The organism is Pseudarthrobacter sp. NPDC092202, from assembly GCF_044755505.1.
In the GTDB taxonomy this organism is placed as follows: Bacteria; Actinomycetota; Actinomycetes; order Actinomycetales; family Micrococcaceae; genus Arthrobacter.
Genome location: NZ_JBIVRG010000005.1, coordinates 219729 through 241695, shown reverse-complemented (window position 1 = coordinate 241695; position 21967 = coordinate 219729). Strand labels below are relative to the sequence as shown.

Genomic DNA, 21967 nt, shown 5'->3' with positions numbered 1-21967 from the left:
GGGGTGCGGCCAGAGGGGGCGGCGTGTTGAAGCGCTCCGGGAGACTTTCCGAATCCCGGCCACCCCTTGCGGTCCTGCCTTGGCTCGCATATTTTGAAACGAATCAGAAACCGCTTTCCCGCCTATCTTGTCCCAGCTTGGGCGGGGGCGCGGCCAAGCCGGCGGACGCGAAACAACAGAATTGGACGATATGACGGACAGCACCCTCATCAGGTGGATCGACGGCCAGGCACCTTCGGAATCCAGCGGCGGGACCACGTGGGGCATGCCCTTCGCCCGCGGCGCGGTGCCCTCGGCGGAGGCCCTCTCCGTCACCGACGCCGGCGGCAACGCCGTTACTACCCAGGCCTGGCCCCTGGCCACCTGGCCGGACGGCTCCCTCAAGTGGGCCGGCATCGCACTCCCCGCCACCAGCTCGCCGTCGGACTTTTACCACGTGGCGTCCGACGGCGGCGCGTCGCGAGGGAAAGCCGGCCAGCCGCCGTCGGGCGCTGCGGGAGTCACTGCCACCGAAACCGGCGATGCCCTGACAGTGGACACCGGAACGCTGCGGATGGTGATCAAGCGCGGGGGCTCCACCCTCTTCAGCAGCCTTACCCGCGGCGGCGTGGAGGTGGCGCGGGACGCCCGCCTGGTCAGCCTCCTGCAGGACGGCCTTGCTGATGACCAGGGAGGCGACGGCGCCGGAACCTTCAGCCGGGAGGCCTTCACCGGCGTGGTCAGCGCCGCGGTGCTTGAACAGAGCGGACCCGTGCGCGCCGTGGTGCGGCTGGAAGGCCAGCACCGGCCGGACGCGCCGGGCAGCGGCCGGGAAAGCTGGCTGCCCTTCGTGGTCAGGTTCTACTTCCACGCCAACGCCCGCAGCGTCCGCATGGTGCACTCCTTCATCTGGGACGGCGACGCGGACCGCGACTTCCTCGCCGGGCTCGGCGTGCGCTTCACGGTCCCGCTGCAGGCAGAGCTGCACAACAGGCACGTCCGGATAGCAGGGGCCGACGGCGGCTTCCTCACCGAAGCGGTCCGCGGCCTGACCGGCCTGCGCCGGGACCCCGGCGAGGACGTCCGCCGCGCCCAGGTGGAAGGCCGCGCCACCCCGCCCGCGGCCAGCTGGAACCCCGAGGTGTCCGAACGCCTGCGCCTGATTCCGGCCTGGAACGACTACACGCTCAGCCAGCTCAGCGCCGACGGCTTCGAGCTGCGCAAGCGGACTGCTCCCGGCCGCGCCTGGGTGGGGATTTCCGGCGGCACCAGGTCGGCCGGCTTCTGCTCGCTGACTGACACCCGCGGAGGCTTGGGCGTGGGCGTCAAGGACTTTTGGCAGTCCCACCCCGGCCAGCTGGACATCCGCAATGCAGCAACGGACCAAGCCACCCTGACCGCATGGCTGTACTCCCCCGAAGCCCAGCCCATGGACCTGCGTTTCTACCATGACGGCCTGGGCCAGGACACGTTCGAGGAACAGCTCGAGGGCCTCGAAATCACCTATGAGGACTACGAGCCCGGCTTCGGAAACGCCCGCGGCATTGCCCGCACACATGAGTTAACTCTGTTCGCCTACGACGGCACACCGGCAACCGAAAGCCTGGCGGCCGACGCCGCTGCCGCCTCAGCCCCTGCGCTGCTGCAGGCCACCCCGGAGTACTTGCACTCGGTGGGCGTGTTCGGCGATTGGGACCCGGTGGACCGCAGCACCCCCGCCCGGGCCGAGCTGGAGGACCACCTGGACTTCCTCTTCGATTTCTATGCCGGCCAGGTGGAGCAGCGGCGCTGGTACGGGTTCTGGAACTACGGCGACGTGATGCATACCTACGACCATGACCGGCATGTGTGGCGGTACGACGTAGGCGGTTACGCATGGGACAACTCCGAGCTCTCCCCCGACCTCTGGCTCTGGTACTCCTACCTGCGCTCCGGCCGTGCGGACATCTTCCGGTTCGCGGAGGCCATGACGCGGCACACCGGCGAGGTGGACGTCTACCACCTGGGCCCGTGGCGCGGCCTGGGTTCGCGGCACAACGTCCAGCACTGGGGCTGCAGCGCCAAGCAGCTCCGCATCAGCACACCCGCTTACCGCCGCTTCTACTACTACCTGACGGCGGATGAACGGACCGGGGACCTGCTGACCGAGCTGGTGGACAGCGACCAGAACTTCCTGGGGCTGGACCCCGTGCGCAAGGTCCGCCCCGACGCCGACACCTATCGGCCCAACCGGGGCGCCCTGGGCGTTGGCCTCGGAACGGACTGGGGCTCGCTCGCCGCCACCTGGCTCACCGACTGGGAGCGTACGGGCAACCCCCGCTCGCGCGACCGGCTCCTGGGCACCATGGCGGACATCGGCGCCCTCAAGTACGGCTTCCTCACCGGCGAAGCGCTTTATGACCTGGACAAAGGGCGGTTCGATACCGGCCGGGAGCTGATCCAGGTGTCCCACCTGAGCGCCGTGTTCGGCCTGGTGGAGATCTGCAGCGAACTGGTGGACCTGGTTCCGGATCCGGAGTTCGAGCGTGCCTGGCTGCAGTACTGCCGGCTCTTCCTGGGCACGAAGGAGGAACAGGTGGCAGCGGTTGGACAGCCGCTGGAAGGCATCTACCTCACCCAGGCGCACAGCCGGCTTACGGCCTACGCGGCTGCCCGGCTGAACGATCCGGACCTGGCCGCCCGCGCCTGGACGAGCTTCGCCGAAGGAGGCGAACACCTCAACCACGAGTCGGCCTTTACGCTGCGGAAGATCGAGCCGCCGCACGTGCTGCTGCCGGTGGATGAGGCACCCACCGTGTCCACCAACGACGCCTCCCAGTTCGGGCTCGCCGTCATCCAGAACCTGGCGCTGGTCGGTAACCACCTGCGGTAGCTGCGCCCTTGTGACGGCGGCACCCGGCCTTGATTCCCTGAGCCGGGTGCCGCCGTCGCCCGTTCCCCGGCCCTTTGGCGGGCAGCTGCCTGGGCCGGCACTGATTCCCCACTGCCCGGCGAGACGTTTGAAACCACGCTCTGGAAACCGGCGCGCCTAGCAGGTACATTGATAAGCATGCTGATGATTTACCGAATCGTCAGCTTCCGGTAACACAGCGAAGGAGACGTTATGAGCACGAAGGTGGAAAAACGCATTCTGGTGAACGTACCGGTAAGCACCGCTTACAACCAGTGGACCCAGTTCGAGGAATTCCCCCACTTCATGGGCGGAGTCAAGAGCGTGACCCAGCTCAGCGACGACAGGCTGGAGTGGGTGGCCGAGATCGGCGGCATCCGCCGGCAGTGGGAAGCGAAGATCCTGGAGCAGGTCCCGGACCGGAAGGTCGCCTGGGCGGCTACCGAGGGCGCCACGAACGCCGGCGCGGTCGAGTTCGAGGACGTGGGCGGCGGGCAGACTTCCCTCCGGCTGACGCTCGAGTACGAGCCCGAAGGCATCATCGAAAAGGTTGGCGACAAGCTCAACGTGGTTGACCGCCAGGCCGAGGCAGACCTGCAGCGGTTCAAGGAATTCATCGAGGACGAGGGGTACGCCAGCGGTGCCTGGCGCGGACGCGTCAGCACAGGCGCACCGGCCGGCACCCCGGGCGTTGAGCACGCCGCCGCATCCCGCGGCGACTCCGGCAAGGCAGGCGTTTCCGGCAAGGTTGCCGCGGGCCTGGGCGTTGCGGCGGCAGCGGGCGCAGCAGCGGCCATGGCAGCAGGCGGCAACAAGGAGACAACTGCCGTTGCCGACGAAACGGTGACTCCAGTGGCTCCCGGAGAGCCGGTCACCGTCACCCCGATTCCCACCGATACGACCACCACGGGTGCCACGACGGGCACGACGGCGGCAGCGGGCTCCACGGGGTCGGTCGCCGATCTGGGCAATGACAGGATCGGCCACGCCTTCGACCAGACCAACGGCCTGGTGGACACCACCGGCGAGTCCGACGAGACGGCCAAAGGCGAGAACCTGAGCGCCGCTGAGCGCGAAGGCGACGACCGCCGCCGCGACGGTGGCCTGCCGCCTGTCGGCGGGAACCTCGGCACGCACTAACCGGGTCCAGCCGCAGCACAAAGCGCCGCCCGCCTCTCCCCCGAGGCGGGCGGCGCTTTTGCCTGTGCTTGTGTTACTTGTCGGCGCCCGTGTAAACCACCGACGGCGCGGCCGGGGTTTCCATGCCTTCGCCGATGAAGAAGCCCGGGTGCGGCGGCTGGTTGTAGGCCACGTTTTCGCGGGCCACTGCGGTGCGGTAGACGGTGTCGTGCATCAGGGTACGGAGCCGGACCTCCGTGGGTGAGGTGCTGGTGTAGATCCGCAGCTCGGTGCTGTCCGACGACGGGAATGCAAGTTCCTCGCGCCAGTCACCGAGCAGGTCCGCCTGCAGGGACGGGTTGCCCTTGGTGTGGTTGTTGGTGCGCGCGCCGGTGACAGTCAGGAGCCTGTCGCTGGATTCGGTTTCCCAGTTCCACTTCGAAATCGTGGGCACGCCCACGCCGGCGGCAGCGTCGAAGTCGTGGTCCACGATCTCACGCAGCAGGTCGCCGTCCCACCAGGCCATGAAGTTCGCGGCGGGGATGCTCTCGGCGATCAGCTCGCCCTTCGCTGACATCAGCTGGCCCCGCGGGGAGTTCCAGGAAGCGTCTCCGCCTACTGCCCAGCCCTCAGCGCCTGCAAAGCGGGGATCGATGTCGCCGGCGGCACCGCGGCCGGTGTCCCGGATAGCGGGGATGCTCCAGAGCACCTCACCGGTGGCGGCGTCGCGGAAGGTGGCGCCGCGGTTGCCGCTCTGGCTCATGCTCTCGTGGACGGCGAAGACCTCCAGGCCGGGGCGGGAAGGATCAAGATCGCTGGTGTGTATCGCATCGCCGTGGCCCAGCTTGGTGTTGTAGAGGACCGAGCCGTCGTCGTCGATGGTCATGGAGCCGAAGACGAACTCGTCCTTGCCATCCTGGTCCACGTCAGCCACTGACAGGTTGTGGTTGCCCTGGCCTTTGTACTCGGCGCCGGCGATGTCCGAGTCGAAGGTCCAGCGCTTCACCAGCTTGCCGTCGACCAGGTCGTAGGTGACCAGGACGGTGCGGGTGTAGTAGCCGCGGCTGAACATCATGGACGGCTTTTCGCCGTCGAGGTAGGCGACGCCGGCCAGGAAGCGGTCCACGCGGTTGCCGTACCCGTCGCCCCAAACGGAGACGTTGCCGCGCGGCGGATCGTAGGCGACTGTGTCCATGATGGTGCCGGTGGCTCCGTTGAACACGGTGAGGAACTCCGGGCCGGACAGGACATAGCCGGTGCTGTTCCGGTAATCCGCTGCGGCGTCCCCGATGACGGTTCCGGCCCCGTCCGTGGTGCCGTCCGCCGTCTTCATGGACACTTCGGCCTTGCCGTCGCCGTCGAAGTCGTAGGCGAGGAGCTGGGTGTAGTGGGCGCCGGCGCGGATGTTGCGGCCCAGGTCGATGCGCCACAGCTTGGTGCCGTCCATCTTGTAGGCATCCACGTAGACGTTCCCGGTGAATCCGGACTTGGAGTTGTCCTGTGCATTGGAAGGGTTCCAGAGCTGGATGATTTCGTAGCTGCCGTCCCCGTCGAGGTCCGCGACGCTGGAGTCGTTGGCCGTGTACGTGTAAGGCTTTCCGTCCTTGCTGATGCCGTCGGCGGGCTTGTCCAGCTTGATGGGCAGGTAGTCCTGTGCCAGCGGCGTGAATTCTGCGCTGAGCTTGTCCTGCCCGTTGCCGTTGCCCACGGTCTTGATGACGTAGGTGGAGGCCGCGGTTCCGGACGGGTCAACGTAGGTGGTGGTGTTGCGGATGGGCTCTTCGGTGAGCTGGACGCCGTCGCGGATCACGTGGAAGCCCACGCTGTCCTGGTCCAGGCCCAGCATGCGCCAGCCCAGCGTGACGCCCTGGTCCGTGAGCACGGCGACGGGCGCCCGGTCCAGGTTCTCCACCTGGCGCTTCAGTTCCGCCTTGCCGGACTGCCCAGGTGCGGTGCCTGGGCTGGCCTGGGCCAGGGGTACGCCGGTGAACGCCAGTGCGGCGGCCGTGAGTGATGCCGCCGCTGCCAGTGGAGCGCCCTTCCAGGCACGGTCTAACCGCAGACCCGGACGGGGCGTGGGGAAACATTTCGAGGGATAAGGCAAAAGAACATCTCCTTTGATGCGGCGGCAGCTGAGTCTGCCGCGCGACAGTTTGGAACGTTTCACTTCCAGTGGCAGCACTGCCCGAATGTTGTGGATGGGAGGTCGGCGCTGGGAAGGAAAGCGTTTTCTGCCCTTAACTTTTATCAGCGCTTTACAAGTCTGGTCAAGGGTTTGACGCGACTAAATGGGAGATATTGTTCCCTTGCGTTCAGGTCGTGCGTGGCTGTGCTGGTACGTACGACGCCGGCAATCGCCAGCATGCTGCGGGTGACCCTGTGGAGGTCAGCGGGTCCTTCGCCGCGACTTTCGCGAGAAGGTCGGCGTTGCTGAACTTCATTCTCGCCCTGAACCACCGCCCCGGCCGCTACCTCGGGGGCTGAAGGCGGCACCCGGGCAACAAGCGGCATCCAGTCCTAGTCCCAGGCCGGGACCAGGACTACTTCGTACTGGGTTGGCGGCGGCTGTTGTCCGAACTTCGCGTTGACCGCGGCGAGTGTATCCCCGAACCTGGCCACCGTCGTCGGGACGTCGAAGTGCTTGCTGGTGATGACGTCCTTAACCCTGAAGGAAGTCAGGTCACTGGACAGTTTGAGGCGGCTGACCTGGTTGGCCATGTTCTGGACGGCCCATACGGTGCGGTCCTTCACCAGGATGCCATCGATGAATTTCAGGTCCGGCCCCTTGATCCGCTTGCTCTTTCCCGTGCCCGGATCCACAGTGTAGAGGGCCTGGTTCTGGGTGTGGGCCGCAATCAGGACGTCGCCGTCACCTGCTGCGATGCCGTTGAACCCGAACTGGCCGGGTTGCAGCGGCCTGCCCGCCTCACCGCCCACTTCCAGTGTCTCCACGTCCTCCGCTTTTCCGAGCTCGCCCCGTCCGTTCATGGGGAGGAAATAGAGCTCGGGAGCGGCTGAATTGGTAAACCAGGCGCCATCACGGGTGAGGGTGACGTCATTGATGAAGCCGGGGCCAAGGTCATATTCCTTGAGGGCTTTGCGGGTGTCGGTGTCGTAGACGTACGCCTTGCCGGAAGTACCGCCGGCCACAAACAGCAGGTCGTTGCGGGTATCCGCCTTCATGCCGACGGCCATCCGGCCCTCGGGTGCGTCGATGAAACGCTTGGCCTTGCCGTCACTGATGTCCCCGCGGAAGATATCGCCGGTCAACAGTTCTCCGGCATAGAAGGTTGTTCCCCCACCGGCCGCGATGCCTTCGGCCGAGCCGGCCCCGCGGAGGATGATGACATCGTCCCCGGAAGACGTCGATGCGCCTGCCGGCACTGCCATGGGCAGCAGCAAGGCTAGAAGTGCGATAAATCCACCAACGGCACGGCGTCGTACTGATTTGCGCATAATAGTTCCTGGATTGGGCTGGTGCGCGGGGCCCAATCTGCGGCAGCTCCGCACGATGGTGATCCCATTTTAAGCTCCCCCACGGAAGCCCCGCCATAGCTTGGTGCCCCCTTCACAGTCGAGGGGGCATGGCCTGGGACCGGCGTGTGGTTCGGGATTCTGCTTACAATCGAAGCCTCAATCAACTACTGAGGGATCCATGAAGAAATTCGCCACAGCCCTGATCGCCGCCGGACTCGTTGTCACCGCAACCGCCTGCACCACCTCGAACCAGCTCACCACCGCGGAAACCTGCGAGCGCATTCAGTCCGTTGTGTCGAACCCGGCCAACAACGCCGGCAAGACCGGCATGAACCGCCTGGCAAACCAGATCCGCCCCATCCACGCCGTCGCCTCGGACGACCTCAAGGGTGCGCTTGAGTCGATCATCGAGTACACCGATGAGCAGGCGAAGGAGACTCCGGACGAGGACAAGCTCGCCGAGCTCACGGAAGGCTATGAGGAAGCCGGCAGCACGTACAGCCAGTTCTGCAGCTGATTCCTGCTGACGGCGCACTGCCGCCTGACCCGGCTACGTGAGCGTGGCCGGTTCCGTGTTCGCACCGCACAGTATGACCGCAACCCGCTCGCCCAGGCCCGGCGCGTAGGCGCCGGACGTGAGCGCTGCATAAGCTTCGGCCGCGCCGTGTTCCACGATGATCCGGTAGCCGTCCCACAGTTTCAGGCGCGCTTCGATGATTGCGGCGTCGGACACCAGGACGCTTTCGACGCCGGCGCGGACCGCCACGGAGAAGCCGATATCACCGATACTGCGTGCACCCAGGGAGTCCGCAGCAACTCCCGAGACTGGCACGTCGACAGGTTTTCCGGCCGCCAGCGCAGCGTTCAAGGTAGGGGCTGATTCCGGCTCCACGGCCACCACCTTAGCCCGGCCCTCCACAGCCGCGGCGATTCCCGCCATCAGCCCGCCTCCACCGACCGCTACCAATACGGTGTCCACCCCGCCCACCTGGTCGAGAAGTTCCAGCCCCACGGTTCCGGCGCCGGCGGCAATTTCGGGCTGGTCGTACGCATGGCAATAGAGGGCGCCGGTTTCCCGGGCATGCTCGATGGCTGCCTGGTATGCGTCCGCGTACTCGGCGCCGCCCTGCACCACCGCCGCTCCGATGGCTTTGAGCTTGCGGACCTTCACTGCAGGGGCGGCGGCCGGGACAAACACCGTTGCGGGTACGCCAAGCTGTGCAGCCGCGTAGGCATTGGCCAGGCCGGCATTGCCGCCTGAGGCAACCACCACGCCGATGTCCGGCTTCAGCTCACCACGTTCCTTGGCGGCGAGGACCCGGTTGAGGGCGCCGCGGGCCTTGAAGGTTCCGGTGTGCTGCATGAACTCGCACTTGAACCACACCGGACCGGGGAAATCCTCCGGGTCAGCTTCCAGGACAGGCGTCAGCCGGGTCAGGCCGGCCGTACGCCGTGCTGCCTGTTCCACGTCGGCGCGGGTAACCACAGGTGCGTCAGACCTCGTCGTCCCAGGTTCCCGGTTCCTGCAGGGCGTCCTCGGGCTTGTCCTCCTGGGACGGTTGGCCGCTGCCCGCGTAGGACGCGGGGACGGTCCCGGCAGCGTGGGCCTGCTGCTCCTCGCGGATATTGCCGGCACCGGGCAATTCCGGGTGCTGGCCTGCCTGCGGTGCCTGGGTGCCCTCCTTGGCCGCGTCCGGGTCACCTGGGCCCCGAAGGTCTGCGGTGCTCTGCGGCTCGTCATTGCTAGAAGTCATGGTTCTGCCTTTCGCTCGGGAACTACGGCGTTCGGCCGGGGGCTGTCCCCGCACCGTTCTCCAGCCTACGGGCTGGCCCTGCCCGGCAGCAGGAGGGGGCGGTACTGGGTTTCCCCATTGCCGGGTTCCGTGAAACGCCGGCCCGAACCTGTGAAATGGGCCGTGAACCTGTGAATTGGGACTCAGCCGGGACTTCCACGGCACACCCTGCGTTTAACCCCATGGCGGAAGGAGGCCACTTGCTTATTGTCCTGACCGGAATAGACGGTTCCGGGAAGTCCACGGCCGCCCAGGCCCTGGTGTCAGCCGTCCGGGCCGACGGCGGCATGGCAAGGCTGTTGAACAACCATGCGGGCAGGCGCAGCATGTCAGTCCTGGGCGCCAGGCTGGGCTTTCAGCTGCCCTACCGCGTTTCCGACGCCCTGGAGACCACGTTCCGGGTGTGGAACGTGCTGGTAAACCATCTGCGCGCCGGCCGTACTGAGGGCCTGGTGGTGATGGACCGGCACCTCTACTGCCAGCTGGCACTGCGTGCCACGAAGGGGCTGCCGCGTGGCCGCCTGCTTCCGTGGCTGCTGGGCAAGCTTCCTGCCCCTGATGCCGTGGTGCACCTGGAAGTTGACCCCGGTGTTGCCCATCAACGCATCGCGGCACGCGGTTCGGATACCGAGACGCTGGAGGATTTGGCGGCTTTCGCCCACGCCTACCGCCAGCTGCCCGAGTACGGGAGCTTCGAAAAAGTGGACGCTTCGGTCCCCGTTCCCGAGTTGGCACGCCGCCTTGCCGGGGTGGTGCATGAACTGGGGCGGGCCCGTGCGGAGGGGCGGCCTCCGGTCGCCATATGACCGTACCTAGGCTTTAACACCCAGGAAGGCGGGTGGACCAGGGGTCCGCCCGCCTTCCTGCTGCAGGGAAGTTCCTAGTTAGACGCAGTCGGCGAAGGCGAGGTCATCTCTGTTTCCTCGGGTTCGCTCTCGGTGACGGAAGGCGAGGCTGACCCGCTCGGTGACGACGTGCTGGTGGAGCCGGACGTGCTGGTGGACGTCGGGCTGGACGTTGCGCTGCCGCCGTCGGCCTTCTCCAGCACCTCGTTGATGAGGTCCTCAAGTTCCTTCTGGTCCGGATCGCCCAGGTCGGCGCCGCTCTTGGTGGCAACCACCAGCAGCCGGCCGTCGGCAGCGGAGACCTGCATCAGCTTTTGCTGGTTTTCGCCGCTGCGCGAGCTGAGGGTGGCGAAGGTCTTTTCAGCGTCCGTGTCCGCTTGGACCTCCTCGCTGGTCACCTCGTAGGTCTGCCCCAGCGCCTCCACGGAGAAGGTGGCGCACTGGTCCATTTTGCCGCTGATCTCATCCAGGACCTCGACGGCGTCCGGCCCCTCGCTGCCCGACTGCGCGGACAGCGTGCGCGGCTGGTCTCCTTCGGAGAGCGCGACGGCGATCTCGCCGCTTTCGACGGTATCCAGCAGTCCCGCCGTGGCAATGTCCTTGCAGTCTTCAGGATCCACGGTTGCCGTGCTCAGGAGGAGGTTGGCGATGTTGCCGCCCTGGTCCACCTGTTCCTTGGAGTACAGCTTGAGTTCATTGCCGTCCTCGTCCGTCATGCCGGAGATCAGCTCGCGGAGCTCGTCCTCGGTGTAAACCTTCGCCTCGGCCGTGGGGGAGGGCGTTTCCGAGGCGGACGGGCTAGCAGCTTCGCCACCGCCGCCCGTGCAGCCCGCGAGGGCCAGCAGTGCTGCCGTCATCAATCCAAGCGCAGGTACTTTTCGCATTGGTACAACCCCTTTGAAGATAGGAAGCATACTTAGTGTTTATCAGCTTAGGGGTTTGGGCCCGGTGGAACAATAACGGCCCTGCAACTTTCCAGCAGGACTCCTGGCGGAAAGAAAAGCCCGCACCTCCGCCGTCCCTCCTGTGGAATAATCCAGAGAAGTGGTCCTTACCGGACCGCTCCAGGATCATGAGGAGCCGGATTGTCCGCCACACAAAGGAGCACCGCCGAGGCGGCGGGCACGGCCATCAACAACTCCCAGATCCCCAAGCACGAGCAACTGCGGACCATCATCCTCAAGCTCGCCAGGGAAGAACTGGAACCGGGCGCCAGGCTTCCCAGCGAGCGGACCCTCATGGATTCCTATGGCGTCAGCCGGATCACGGTGCGTGCCGCGATCGGACGCCTGGTCAACGAGGGGCACCTGGTCCGGGTTCCCGCCAAGGGCACCTTCGTGGCAGATTCCCCCGTGCAGTCCACGCTGCACCTCGCCTCCTTCACCCAGGAAATGGAGGCGATGGGCCACGTCCCCAGCACCGTGGTACTGGTGGCGGAAGCTGCCACCGCCCCTGAGGACACCGCCGAAGCGCTGGGCCTTGCCCCTGGATCCGAAGTGGTCCACCTCAAGCGGCTCCGCCTGGCGGACGGGCGGCCGGTCAGCGTGGATGACGCCTGGTACAACCCGGAGCACGCCCCCGGACTTCTGGAGATCGACCTGACCGGATCGGTGTACAAGGCGCTGGCGGCGCAGTTTGGCCACCAGATTGACCGGGCGCGGCAAAGCGTACGGTCCGAGGGCGCCCCCGCCGACGTGGGGGCGCTCCTCGGAACCGGAACGGGTGCGCCGGTGCTGGCCTTCGACCGGGTGTCCTATTCGGGTCCCCTGGCCATTGAGCATTCGCGCTCCTGGTACCGCTCGGACCGCTACTCTCTCACCATGGAAGTCCGGCTCTAAGCGGACCCGGGCGAGCGCCTAGTCCAGTGAAAACAGGCTGGCGCCGGCAGTCACGGCACCGGCTGCCAGGAGCGTTGCAGTGTCCGGCTTGGTATCGAGCACGACGACGGGACTCACCATCGAGTAGCCGGCCGCCAGGGCGGCGGCCGGGTCCACATGCATCACCGGCTCACCCGCGCCCACGGTGTCGCCTTGGGCAATCAGCAGCTTGAAGCCTTCGCCCTTGAGCTTGACGGTATCGATACCCACATGGGTAAGCACTCCCCGCCCCGCCGACTCCACCACTACGAAGGCGTGCGGCAGGAGCTTGACCACTTTTCCGGCAACGGGTGACACGACGTCGAACGCCTCCCCTGCGGGAGGCTCAACGGCCGCGCCTGAACCCACCATCTGGCCTGCGAAGACGGGATCCGGGACGTCGGACAACGGAACCACGCTGCCACTGAGGGGCGCGTGGACAACCAGCGTTTCCGGCATTAGAGCAGGTCCTCGATGTCTTCGGCCAGGTTGTCCGCCTCCGGGCCAACAATCACCTGGACTGCGGTGCCGGCGGCAAGGACACCGTGGGCTCCGGCTGCTTTCAGGGCGGCCTCGTTAACCAGCGACCCATCCTTTACCTCGGTGCGCAGGCGGGTGATGCACGCCTCGACCTCGACGATGTTGGCGGCGCCGCCCAGGCCCTCAATGATCTTTTCTGCTTTGGACATGGCTGCCCTTTCTGACGGTGCCCCGCGGAGCACTGCTTCAGCACCAGGACCGGCGGCCCAAGTGCGACCAATTATGTTCCCGTTCATCGGAACTGTCAGCGCCTGCTGGAAGATCTTCTACCTTGACAGGCACTCGTGGGATGAATCACACTGAACTGGTCATAACCAGACAGTACCGGCTGGAACCGTTTCTTCACAAGCCCCCACCCGATCCCCGCGGAGGTGTAACCATGTCAACATCCGAGACCGCCGCCCTGGCTCCAGAGAAGAAGCCGAACAGGGCCTTCGCCACCCTCCAGCGGCTGGGCCGCTGCCTGATGCTGCCCATCGCCGTCCTCCCCGCAGCCGGCATCCTGCTGCGCATTGGCCAGGCCGACCTGCTGGGCGCCATCCCCGGGTTCGAGGGCGGCGCAGCAGTCATCTCCGCAGCAGGCAATGCCGTGTTCACCTGGCTGCCCCTCATCTTCGCCGTCGGCATCGCAATCGGCTGGGCCAAGAAATCCGACGGTTCCACCGCACTGGCAGCGGTAGTGGGATACATGGTGATCGACGGCGTCTTCAAGGCCATGTCCCCGCTGGTCCTGGCCGGGCAGGTTGACCCCGCCGGCAAGCCAGCAATGATCAACTACGGCGTCCTGGCCGGCATCGTGGTGGGCCTGCTGTCCGCCATGCTCTGGCAGCGGTTCTACCGCACCAAACTGCCGGACTTCCTGGGCTTCTTCAGCGGCCGCCGCCTGGTGCCCATCCTGACGTCCGTCACCAGCCTGGCAGCCGGCGTCGTCCTTGCCCTGTTCTACCCGCTCTTCAACGCCGGCCTCTCGGCAGTGGGCGAAGCCGTGGCGGGCAACGCAGTGGCCGGTGGCGGCGTCTACGGTTTCGCCAACCGCATGCTCATCCCGGCAGGCCTGCACCACATCCTCAACTCCGCCGTGTGGTTCCTCATCGGCGACTACACCGACGCTTCCGGCCAGCTGGTCCGCGGCGACCTCAACCGCTTCTTCGCCGGTGATCCCAGCGCAGGCATCTTCATGACCGGTTTCTTCCCCATCATGATGTTCGGCCTGCCGGCGGCAGCCCTTGCCATCTGGCGCCACGCCAAGCCCTCGCAGAAGAAGATCGTGGGCGGCATCATGCTCTCCACCGCCCTCACCGCATTCTTCACCGGCATCACCGAACCGCTTGAATACTCCTTCATGTTCGTTGCCTTCCCGCTGTACATCGTCCACGCAGTCCTCACCGGCACCTCCATGGCATTGGTCAACGCCCTGGACATCCACCATGGCTTCACGTTCTCCGCCGGCCTGATCGACTTCGTCCTCAACTTCGGCAAATCGGAGAATGGCTGGCTGCTGATCCCCATCGGCCTGGGCTACGCGGTGATCTACTACTTCCTCTTCTCCATCGTCATCAAGCGCTGGAACCTGCGGACGCCGGGCCGTGAGGATGACGAGGTCACGGTGGAGACGGACGCCGCCAAGTAAACGGCGTCTCCTTTCTCCACCAAGCACAGCACCAGCACCAGCTACCGAAAGCAGCTTCACCGCATGGAAATCATCATCCTTCCCACCCCGGCCGACGTAGCCCGCACGGCTGCAGACGCTATCGAGGAACAGGTCCGCCGCGGCCCGTGCGTCCTGGGACTGGCCACCGGGTCCACCCCTTTGGGCACTTACCAGGAGCTCATTGAACGGCACCGGACCAGCGGACTGAGCTTCGCCCAGGCCCAGGCGTTCCTCCTCGACGAATATGTGGGCCTGCCCAGCGCGCACCCGCAGTCCTACCATTCCGTGATCCGGGACGAGTTCACCGCCAGCGTGGATTTCGGTGCGGGCGCAGTGCACGGCCTGGACGGCATGTCGGAGGATCTGCAGGCCGAGGCTGAGCAGTACGAGGCGCGGATTGCCGCCGCGGGAGGGGTGGACATCCAGATCCTGGGCATCGGCACGGACGGGCATGTGGGCTTCAATGAACCCATGTCCTCGCTGGGCTCCCGCACCCGGATCAAGACGCTCACCCGGCAGACGCGGCAGGACAACGCCCGCTTCTTCGACTCCGCGGACGATGTCCCGGACCACGTCCTGACCCAGGGGCTGGGCACCATCCGCGAGGCCCGGCACCTGCTGCTGCTCGCCATGGGCGAGGCCAAGGCGCAGGCCATCGCAGCCGCCGTCGAGGGCCCTGTCGCCGCCATCTGCCCGGCGTCCGCGCTCCAGCTGCACCCGCACGTCTCGGTCCTGGTGGATGAGGCAGCGGCCTCGCGGCTGGGCCACCGGGACTACTACACGGACACGTTTGGACGGAAGCCGGCGTGGCAGGGGCTCTGAGCACGGGCCAGGGCTCGCCGGTAGCTGCTGTCAGCCGGCCGCAGCTGGAGCTTGCCGTGGAGAATGCCGACGGCGTCAGGCTGGCTGCCGCCGTCGGCGCGGCCCGCGTTGAACTTTGCGCAGCCCTCGCCCAGACCGAGGGCATCACGCCCAGCATCGGCATGGTTGAACATGCCTGCCGTATTGGGCTCCCCGTCCACGTCCTGGTGCGGCCGCGCCCTGGCAACTTCACCTACTCCAGTGGCGAACTCGACGTCATTGAGCGCGACGTGGCCGCTGCCCTGGCCGCCGGTGCGGCCGGCGTGGTGATAGGCGTGCTCGGGTCCGACGGCGGGCCGGATGTACCTGCACTCCGCCTCATCGTTGCAGCGGCACGCCGCTCCAACCCGTCAGCGGAAATCACGTTCCACCGGGCATTCGATGCTGCCCTGGCGGCCGGCACCGACCCTGCTGACGCGCTGTCCCGGCTCCAGCAGGCAGGCGTGGACCGCGTCCTGACCAGCGGCGGCAGTCCCGACTGCGCTGCCGGCCTCAGCATGCTGGGCCGTTTGGTTGAGTTGGGACGCACGCACGCGCCGTCGGTACAGATCATGGCGGGCGGAGGAGTGACGCTGGAGCTGGTACCGTCGCTGCTCGGCGCCGGCGTCCATGCCGTGCACGCCTCGGCGCGGCCGCGCCGGGCGGGGAGCTCGGGCATGGACCGCGCAGATGCTGCCGATCCTGGGCTGGCAGCCCGGCTGGCGGCAGCAATGACTATCGGAGGCCTGGAACCATGAGTACTGATGCGATACTTCGTGGCCGCATCGTCACGGGAAGCATGGACGTCCCCGACGGCATCGTGGCGTTCGACGGCGGCGTGATCACCTATGCCGGACCGGCGTCGGGATTTGCTGGGCTTGGCTTGGACGTTGGTAAGGGCGCCGGGACGGACCGTACCTTGCCTGGGGCGCCCGGGCGCATCCTGATGCCCGGGCTGGTGGACCTGCATTGCCATGGGGCGCTGGGGTCGGACTTCTCCGAAGGATCCGCCGAAGGTGCTCGGTCAGCGGCCCGGTATCTGCACAGCCGCGGAACCACCACGCTGCTGGCCAGCCTGGTCACGGGATCGCCGGAAAACCTGGTCCGGAACCTCACAGTCCTGCGCGATGTGGCCGATGACGGGCTGATCGCCGGTTCCCATCTGGAGGGCCCCTTCCTCGCTTCGGGGCAGTGCGGCGCCCATGATCCGGCGCTGCTGCGTGAACCCGACTCCGGGCTGGTGGCCCGCCTGTTTGAGGCCGCCGGGTCCTCGCTGGCGTCCATGACGCTGGCGGCTGAGCTTCCTGGCGCTGCGAGCCTGGTGGACATGCTCACTGCGCGGGGAACCATTCCATCCCTGGGCCACACTGCGGCGGACCACGGCACCGCGGTTTCCTTCCTGGAACAGTCAGCCGCAGGACTGGCCGGGCCAGGGAATTCCACCGGGCGGGCCCGCCCCACTGTCACGCACCTGTTTAACGCGATGCCCAGCCTGCATCACCGCTCCCCCGGCCCGGTAGCGGCCAGCATCAGTGCGGCCCATGCCGGGAAGGCGGTGGTAGAGCTGATTGCAGACGGAGTTCATCTGGCGCCCGAAACCGTCAAGATGGTGTTCGAGCTGGTGGGAGCGGAAAACATCGCACTGGTGACCGACTCGATGGCCGCCACAGGCCTGCAGGATGGCCAATACCGCCTGGGCACTCTGGCTGTCACAGTGGACCAGGGCGTGGCCAGGGTGGACAACACGGGGGCAATTGCCGGCGGAACCGCTACCCTGCTGGACGTTGTCCGGTCCACGGTGGCAGCAAGTGTCCCCCTGCAGGATGCGGTACGCGCGGCGACGGCCGTGCCTGCCTCCGTGCTGGGACTGTCGTCGCAAGTGGGCGACCTCCGCGCCGGCATGCGGGCTGACCTCGTCATTGCTGACCTGGACCTGGATCTTGCAGGAGTCCTGCGCGGGGGCGAGTGGGTAACACCGCTGGGGTAGTGCTCTTCGCTGCCTGACCGTTAAATGTCAGACCCTCCCATGAGGATGGATTCATGGAAGGCAATTCGGCGGTGGTGGAGGCGGAGGCGGCGGTTGACGCTTCGGTGGCTGCTTTTGCGGCGGTGCTCGCGGGCGGCGGTACTGCTGTTTCCGGCACGGCTGTTTCCGGTCGTGGCGCCGCTGGGCCTGATGCCGGCGCTGGCGGGGCTGATGATGATCCGTTGCAGCGGGTTGCTGACCAGGCGCTGGATGTTCTTGCGGGGGTGGCCCGGTCCGAGGCGAAGCTGGCGGCATTGAAGGCGCAGGCGGTTCAGGTGCTCGCTGCCGCCACGAGCCTGCTGAACGGTCCCCCTTCCTCACCGCATGAGGCCACGGCCCAGGACCGGAGCCTGGTGGCCGAGGTCGGCTGTGCACTGGTGATCGGTGACCGTGCCGCCGGTGCCCTGTTGGCCGAGTCCCACGCCCTGACCACGTCGCTGCCCCGGACCCTTGCCGCGTTGGGGTCCGGGACGATTTCCTGGGCGCATGCCCGGGAAATGGTGAACCAGGCCGTCGGTCTTGACCGGGCCGGGGCAGCGGCCCTGGAGAAGCACTTCCTGGACCCGGACATCCCGAGACCGGCCGGAGCGGCCACGATCGGGGAGATGCCCGCCTACCGGTTCAAGGCCAAGGCCAGGACCTGGCGCGCACGCCACCATCCCGAATCGATCGAGAAGCGCCACGCCAAGGGTGTGGCGGACCGCCGGGTCGAGTACCGGCCGGACCAGGACGGCATGGCCTGGCTCTCTGCCTACCTCCCCGCGCATCAGGCAATGGCGGGCTGGAACCGGCTCAACGCCCTCGCCCGTGCCGCACAGGGACCCGATGAGCCCCGGACCCTCCCCCAGATCCGGGCAGACGAGTTCGCCGAAGCGATCCTCACCAGCGGCAGCAATGGCGGTACCAGTCGCGGGTGTGACGACATGTCCAGCGTCCTTGCAGGCAACAGCACAGGTACCAGCGACGGGGCGGGTGCAGGGATGGATCCCGCCGGGCTGTCGTCGGCGGTCCGGGCGCAGGTCCTCGTCACGGTCCCGATAGTCGCCCTCATGGGAGTGACCGATGAGCCGGCCATGCTCGACGGCTTCGGGCCGATCCCGCCGTCCATGGCACGGGACCTGGTCGCGAACGGTGCCGATTCGTTCCACCGCGTCCTTGTCGATCCGCGGGATGGGGCGCCGTTGGAGATCGGGCGGACCAGCTACCGGGTTACCAAGGCGATGCGAAACTGGCTAAGGATGCGGGACGGCAAATGCCCCTTCCCCGGCTGCAGCAACAGTTCCTTGGACAACGAGGCAGACCACCTCCTGGCCTGGCAGCACGGCGGAACCACCGGCATCAGCAACCTCGGACAACCCTGCCCGAAGCACCACAAACTTCGACACAGCAGCGGGTGGACACCAACACCAGCCACCAAGGACGAACCACCGGGCTGGATCTCACCGTCCGGCCGGCACTACAAAAGCGAACACCAGGACTGGGAACCACCCCACTGGCCGGAAACTGTCATATCGGCCCTGCCGGCGGGGTTGAATCCGGGGGAGCATCACACCGGGCAAGCCCCCGGCGTACTGCCCTACCCGCCGATGCCCGCTGCCCAGGCCTGCCCTGTCGGAGACCTCCTGCACCTGGAACCTCCACCGGAGGAACCTGAAGATGACAACCTCATAGACCTGGACGACATACCCGCGGACGACCCCCTATGGGAGGACTTCTACGCCCTGCCGCCCGTCCTGCCCCAGGACCCTCTGAACTGGGACCCCATGAGCGACTGGGACCCCATCAGGGACCGGGACCCGGCACTGACCTAGCCGGCAAATGCCCACAGACACGGGCAGCCGGGGACGGGGGTCAACAGCCCCGAGCCGGGAAGACGGCCCAAGCACCGCCCCAAACCCCAGGAACCCGAGCCAGCAGACGCGAACCAGGAAACGCGTGTCAGGAGCGCAGGGCTGACCTACACCCGGGAGGGACACAGACCCTGCCCAGCGGCCCAAGCACATGCCGGACGAGCGCCTCAGACGAGCGTCTACTCAGCCCCGGGCAGGCAAACTTCCACCATGCCGCCGCTCGTGCGCGTCTCAAAGAGTGGCTGTTTCGCGGTGGCAGGGCCAGCCTGCACTTCCCCCGTCCGCAGCGAGAAGGTGCTTCCATGCCAGGGGCACACAACGCACGGCTCACCACCGTCGTCGGGGCCGCCGTTCTGGGTGACCCTGTCTTGGAGCCTGCCACCCTTGATCTTGCCCTCGTGCAGCGGCCCGGAGAGGTGGCTGCAGACATCGGACAATACGCTCACGGCGTCCCCCTCCCGATAGGCAAGCAGCGGAATCTCGGCCACAACGATTTTGTGCAGCTTCCCATCGGGCACTTCAGCCAGCGGCGCCAGCGGGTGCCATCCGCTCGGGAAGCGGTGCGGGATCTCCTCGCTGTGGTTCACGCCCGCCGCCTGCCGGTACGTGAGATGGCCGCCCAGGAAACCGCCTGCACCCACCACGGCAAGGCCCAGGTATGCAAGTACCTTGCCTCCTCCCCGGCTGCCCCGCGCACGGGCAACCAAGGAGGCAGCATAAAGGCCCGTGGCCGTGATGTTGGCAGCGGCATGGACCAACCCCACCCGCTGCTGCTGGGGGTGCAGCTGCGTCCAGTCGGTGAAGCCAGCCACCGCGGAAGGTACAGCGGCACCGGTGCCCACGCCGATCAGGAGCGCGGACGCCCTGTCATTACCAGGCAAGGCATCCAGCACGGCCGCAGAGATCCAAGCACCCATGGGCACCTGGACCGCCAGAGGATGCACGGGGTGTCCAATGGGAACTCCGTGCAGGACGTCGCGCGCCCACTTCGGACGGATGGCCCGTTTCACCACTTTCCGGACCTTCTTGGACACGGGGTCCAGCCACTCGGCGTCTTCCAGGCGGGTAACAAGTTCCAGTGCAGGCAGCGGTTTCATGTGTCTCCCTTACCCCTTTGCTCCATGTCCAGTCGATGCCGGGAAGCTTACTTGCCGGAGCAGGCGCGGCACAGGGCTCTTGGGTTAGAACCCTGCAAGCGCAGGCAGCTACCGGCGCGAAAACCTAACGAAGCGGGGAACCCAGCACCGTGAACTGGTTGCCGCCCATTTCACCGGTGAGCAGTGGCATGGCTTCTTCAATCGCCGTCTGCACGCTTTCGAGCTCCAGCGAAGCCCGGTGCGCCTCCGCCGATTCCCACAGCTCACAAACAAACACGGTGTCCGGCACGGCGTCGTTCACGCCTACTTCGTACAGCAGGCAACCCGCCTCCTTCAGCCCGGCCATAGGCCGGACAAGGATTGAGAGGACGGCATCGCGCTGGCCCGGCTTGGTTTCGAGGCTTCCCACATTCGCAAAGGTCATAGGGACAGTGTGCAGCACCGGGGCGGGAAACCGGAGGCTATCTCACGGCTGGCGCCGACGTCCCCAGCGGCGACTGGTCGACGGCAGTCCCCTCGGCCAAGCTGCCGGGCGCCGGGGCTCCTGCCAGCGCCAAGGCCGCATCCGTCGTCGTGGTTTCACCGGCAAAAGCCCGGACCATGGCCGCACGGTCAAACTGGCCTTCCCACTTGGCCACGACGAAGGTGGCGACGCAGTTGCCCAACAGGTTCACCACCACGCGCATGGAGTCCATCAGCCGGTCCGCGCCCAGGAGGAGCGCGACGCCGGCCACGGGGAAGATTCCCAACGCACCCGCCGTGGCGGACAGTGCCAGGAACGCCGATCCCGGGACACCGGCCATGCCCTTGGACGTCAGCATAAGGACGCCCAGCGCGGCCAACTGCTGGCCGAGGTCCAGGTTGTAGCCGAAGGCCTGAGCCAGGAACAGCAGCGAGATGGACAGGTACAGCGCGGCACCGTCGAGGTTGAAGGAGTACCCGGTGGAGATCACAAGGCCGGTGGTGGCGCGGGAGCAGCCGGCATTGGTCAGCTTGGTCATGATGCGCGGCAGCACGGATTCGGTGGAGGCTGTGCCCAGGGCAAGGAGGAATTCCTCGCGGGTGTACTTCATGAACTGCCACAGCGGCACGCGCGGATAGACCCACGCCACCACGAACAGCAGGCCGATGAACACAATCGCTGCGCCGTAGCAGGCCGCGATCAGCAGGGCATACGTGCTCAGCGAACCCAGGCCGTACTGGCCGATGATGAACGCCATGGCGCCGAAAGCACCTACCGGAGCCACCCGCATGACCCAGCCCATGATCTTGAAGAACAGCTCCAGCACGGTCTCCATCAGCGCGACGACGGGCATGCAGCGTTCACGGCCGACGACGACGATCGCCGCGCCGAAGAACACAGCGAAGCACAGCACCTGCAGCAGGCTGTTGCTGGCAAACGCGCCCACCACGCTGGTGGGAATGATTCCAAGGATGAAGGCGCCGGCATCCTTCGGCGGTGCCGTGGCGGTTTTGGCGTTGAGGGCGTCCTGGGAGAGCGACGCCGGATCGATGTTCAGTCCCGCGCCCGGCTGGACCACGTTCCCCACCACCAAGCCGAAGACCAGCGCAAACAGCGTGGCTGCCGTGAAATAGATCAAGGCCTTGACGCCCGTGCGGCCCACAGCCTTGACGTCACTGACCGCAGCTATGCCGGTGACGATCACCAGGAAGATCAGCGGCGCGATGATCATCTTGATGAGCTGGATGAACCCGTCGCCCAAGGGGCGTAGGGCCGCGCCGATGTCCGGCCACAGGTGTCCGATCAGGATGCCGGCCACAACGGCCACCAGGATCTGGAAGAAGAGGGATTTGTAGAGCGGCTTCCTGGAAGCGGGAGGTGCTGCCGCGGGCGCGTTGACGTTCATGCCGGTGCCTGTTCGTTGGAGGACGGCGGCACGCAGGATGCCGCAGGGTCACGAGCAACGTTAGGGACGGCATGTTTCCGGAAAGATAAATCCATAATGCGGAACTATTAATCCTGGTGGTCCGCGGACAGGGAAA

Annotated in this window: 20 protein-coding genes; 10 read left to right on the top strand and 10 right to left on the bottom strand. The window is 66.6% G+C overall.

The features are described 5' to 3' along the window. Positions 1-190 precede the first annotated feature (190 nt). Both ACIQF4_RS11015 and ACIQF4_RS11010 read left to right on the top strand, forming a co-directional pair. A complete protein-coding gene (locus ACIQF4_RS11015; RefSeq protein ID WP_400517440.1) occupies positions 191-2851 on the top strand; it encodes a Tat pathway signal sequence domain protein in 2661 nt (886 codons plus the stop codon). A 231-nt stretch (positions 2852-3082) separates the two neighbouring features. Beyond that, positions 3083-4009 (top strand): SRPBCC family protein, encoded by a 927-nt coding sequence (locus ACIQF4_RS11010; protein ID WP_400517439.1) that lies wholly within the window; start codon positions 3083-3085, stop codon positions 4007-4009. A 73-nt stretch (positions 4010-4082) separates the two neighbouring features. On the opposite strand, the gene ACIQF4_RS11005 is transcribed toward ACIQF4_RS11010, so the two are convergent. After that, positions 4083-6092 (bottom strand): rhamnogalacturonan lyase, encoded by a 2010-nt coding sequence (locus tag ACIQF4_RS11005; protein ID WP_400517438.1) that lies wholly within the window; start codon positions 6090-6092, stop codon positions 4083-4085. A gap of 413 nt (positions 6093-6505) precedes the next feature. Continuing rightward, the gene (locus ACIQF4_RS11000) at positions 6506-7444 is read right to left on the bottom strand and encodes a hypothetical protein (protein ID WP_400517436.1); all 939 of its coding nucleotides are present in this window, start codon (positions 7442-7444) and stop codon (positions 6506-6508) included. A gap of 199 nt (positions 7445-7643) precedes the next feature. Here ACIQF4_RS11000 and ACIQF4_RS10995 point away from each other — a divergent pair, with 199 nt between their 5' ends. Continuing rightward, positions 7644-7982, top strand: a complete 339-nt coding sequence (locus ACIQF4_RS10995) for a hypothetical protein (RefSeq protein ID WP_350005384.1) — start codon at positions 7644-7646, stop codon at positions 7980-7982. A gap of 33 nt (positions 7983-8015) precedes the next feature. Here the strand turns inward: ACIQF4_RS10995 and ACIQF4_RS10990 are convergent, their stop codons facing one another. Together ACIQF4_RS10990 and ACIQF4_RS10985 are read right to left on the bottom strand one after the other, a co-directional pair. After that, a complete protein-coding gene (locus ACIQF4_RS10990) occupies positions 8016-8951 on the bottom strand; it encodes a threonine/serine dehydratase (RefSeq protein WP_400517435.1) in 936 nt (311 codons plus the stop codon). Between the two features lie 7 nt (positions 8952-8958). Beyond that, positions 8959-9219, bottom strand: coding sequence for a hypothetical protein (locus ACIQF4_RS10985; protein WP_400517434.1), 261 nt, complete (start codon positions 9217-9219; stop codon positions 8959-8961). Positions 9220-9458: 239 nt separating this feature from the next. On the opposite strand from ACIQF4_RS10985, the gene ACIQF4_RS10980 reads away from it, so the two are divergent. After that, positions 9459-10064 (top strand): dTMP kinase, encoded by a 606-nt coding sequence (locus ACIQF4_RS10980; protein WP_400517433.1) that lies wholly within the window; start codon positions 9459-9461, stop codon positions 10062-10064. 74 nt (positions 10065-10138) lie between these two features. On the opposite strand, the gene ACIQF4_RS10975 is transcribed toward ACIQF4_RS10980, so the two are convergent. Next, positions 10139-10987: a hypothetical protein gene (locus ACIQF4_RS10975; RefSeq protein WP_400517432.1), complete on the bottom strand. Its 849-nt coding sequence runs from the start codon at positions 10985-10987 to the stop codon at positions 10139-10141. Between the two features lie 201 nt (positions 10988-11188). On the opposite strand from ACIQF4_RS10975, the gene ACIQF4_RS10970 reads away from it, so the two are divergent. Then, on the top strand, positions 11189-11941 hold the full coding sequence (locus tag ACIQF4_RS10970) for a GntR family transcriptional regulator (RefSeq protein WP_400517431.1): 753 nt from the start codon (positions 11189-11191) through the stop codon (positions 11939-11941). Positions 11942-11959: 18 nt separating this feature from the next. Here the strand turns inward: ACIQF4_RS10970 and ACIQF4_RS10965 are convergent, their stop codons facing one another. Beyond that, entirely contained in the window at positions 11960-12418 is a 459-nt protein-coding gene (locus ACIQF4_RS10965) for a PTS glucose transporter subunit IIA (protein ID WP_400517430.1), read from the bottom strand. Continuing rightward, positions 12418-12648, bottom strand: a complete 231-nt coding sequence (locus ACIQF4_RS10960; RefSeq protein ID WP_013602544.1) for a glucose PTS transporter subunit EIIB — start codon at positions 12646-12648, stop codon at positions 12418-12420. The genes ACIQF4_RS10965 and ACIQF4_RS10960 overlap by 1 nt, the downstream gene beginning before the upstream one ends. Before the next feature lie 230 nt (positions 12649-12878). Here ACIQF4_RS10960 and ACIQF4_RS10955 point away from each other — a divergent pair, with 230 nt between their 5' ends. From ACIQF4_RS10955 to ACIQF4_RS10935, 5 genes are all read left to right on the top strand, one after another. Next, a complete protein-coding gene (locus ACIQF4_RS10955; RefSeq protein ID WP_231453782.1) occupies positions 12879-14129 on the top strand; it encodes a PTS transporter subunit EIIC in 1251 nt (416 codons plus the stop codon). 63 nt (positions 14130-14192) lie between these two features. After that, complete coding sequence (gene nagB / locus ACIQF4_RS10950; protein WP_350005362.1) at positions 14193-14972, top strand: glucosamine-6-phosphate deaminase; 780 nt, start codon at positions 14193-14195, stop codon at positions 14970-14972. Next, positions 14957-15748, top strand: coding sequence for a copper homeostasis protein CutC (locus ACIQF4_RS10945; RefSeq protein WP_400517429.1), 792 nt, complete (start codon positions 14957-14959; stop codon positions 15746-15748). Before nagB ends, ACIQF4_RS10945 begins: the two co-directional genes overlap by 16 nt. Further along, positions 15745-16977: an N-acetylglucosamine-6-phosphate deacetylase gene (locus ACIQF4_RS10940; RefSeq protein ID WP_400517428.1), complete on the top strand. Its 1233-nt coding sequence runs from the start codon at positions 15745-15747 to the stop codon at positions 16975-16977. Before ACIQF4_RS10945 ends, ACIQF4_RS10940 begins: the two co-directional genes overlap by 4 nt. Before the next feature lie 53 nt (positions 16978-17030). Then, positions 17031-18827 carry a DUF222 domain-containing protein gene (locus tag ACIQF4_RS10935; protein WP_400517427.1) on the top strand — a complete coding sequence of 599 codons (1797 nt, stop codon included), beginning with the start codon at positions 17031-17033 and terminating at the stop codon, positions 18825-18827. A 218-nt stretch (positions 18828-19045) separates the two neighbouring features. Here the strand turns inward: ACIQF4_RS10935 and ACIQF4_RS10930 are convergent, their stop codons facing one another. The 3 genes from ACIQF4_RS10930 to ACIQF4_RS10920 all read right to left on the bottom strand — a co-directional run bounded on the left by ACIQF4_RS10930 (position 19046) and on the right by ACIQF4_RS10920 (position 21831). Then, positions 19046-19963: a DUF2231 domain-containing protein gene (locus ACIQF4_RS10930; RefSeq protein ID WP_400517425.1), complete on the bottom strand. Its 918-nt coding sequence runs from the start codon at positions 19961-19963 to the stop codon at positions 19046-19048. A gap of 124 nt (positions 19964-20087) precedes the next feature. Next, positions 20088-20387, bottom strand: a complete 300-nt coding sequence (locus ACIQF4_RS10925) for a putative quinol monooxygenase (RefSeq protein ID WP_400517424.1) — start codon at positions 20385-20387, stop codon at positions 20088-20090. A 37-nt stretch (positions 20388-20424) separates the two neighbouring features. Beyond that, on the bottom strand, positions 20425-21831 hold the full coding sequence (locus ACIQF4_RS10920) for a cation:dicarboxylate symporter family transporter (RefSeq protein ID WP_400517423.1): 1407 nt from the start codon (positions 21829-21831) through the stop codon (positions 20425-20427). Positions 21832-21967: the final 136 nt, after the last annotated feature.

Bases quoted from the DNA above. Each gene is read 5' to 3' on its own strand.
- ACIQF4_RS11010 (WP_400517439.1), top strand. From the start codon at position 3,083: ATGAGCACGAAGGTGGAAAAACGCATTCTGGTGAACGTACCGGTAAGC.
- ACIQF4_RS10925 (WP_400517424.1), bottom strand. From the start codon at position 20,387: ATGACCTTTGCGAATGTGGGAAGCCTCGAAACCAAGCCGGGCCAGCGC.
- ACIQF4_RS10935 (WP_400517427.1), top strand. From the start codon at position 17,031: ATGGAAGGCAATTCGGCGGTGGTGGAGGCGGAGGCGGCGGTTGACGCT.
- ACIQF4_RS10920 (WP_400517423.1), bottom strand. From the start codon at position 21,831: ATGAACGTCAACGCGCCCGCGGCAGCACCTCCCGCTTCCAGGAAGCCG.
- ACIQF4_RS10955 (WP_231453782.1), top strand. From the start codon at position 12,879: ATGTCAACATCCGAGACCGCCGCCCTGGCTCCAGAGAAGAAGCCGAAC.
- ACIQF4_RS10995 (WP_350005384.1), top strand. From the start codon at position 7,644: ATGAAGAAATTCGCCACAGCCCTGATCGCCGCCGGACTCGTTGTCACC.
- nagB (WP_350005362.1), top strand. From the start codon at position 14,193: ATGGAAATCATCATCCTTCCCACCCCGGCCGACGTAGCCCGCACGGCT.
- ACIQF4_RS10960 (WP_013602544.1), bottom strand. From the start codon at position 12,648: ATGTCCAAAGCAGAAAAGATCATTGAGGGCCTGGGCGGCGCCGCCAAC.
- ACIQF4_RS11000 (WP_400517436.1), bottom strand. From the start codon at position 7,444: ATGCGCAAATCAGTACGACGCCGTGCCGTTGGTGGATTTATCGCACTT.
- ACIQF4_RS10985 (WP_400517434.1), bottom strand. From the start codon at position 9,219: ATGACTTCTAGCAATGACGAGCCGCAGAGCACCGCAGACCTTCGGGGC.
- ACIQF4_RS10930 (WP_400517425.1), bottom strand. From the start codon at position 19,963: ATGAAACCGCTGCCTGCACTGGAACTTGTTACCCGCCTGGAAGACGCC.
- ACIQF4_RS10965 (WP_400517430.1), bottom strand. From the start codon at position 12,418: ATGCCGGAAACGCTGGTTGTCCACGCGCCCCTCAGTGGCAGCGTGGTT.
- ACIQF4_RS10940 (WP_400517428.1), top strand. From the start codon at position 15,745: ATGAGTACTGATGCGATACTTCGTGGCCGCATCGTCACGGGAAGCATG.
- ACIQF4_RS10975 (WP_400517432.1), bottom strand. From the start codon at position 10,987: ATGCGAAAAGTACCTGCGCTTGGATTGATGACGGCAGCACTGCTGGCC.
- ACIQF4_RS11015 (WP_400517440.1), top strand. From the start codon at position 191: ATGACGGACAGCACCCTCATCAGGTGGATCGACGGCCAGGCACCTTCG.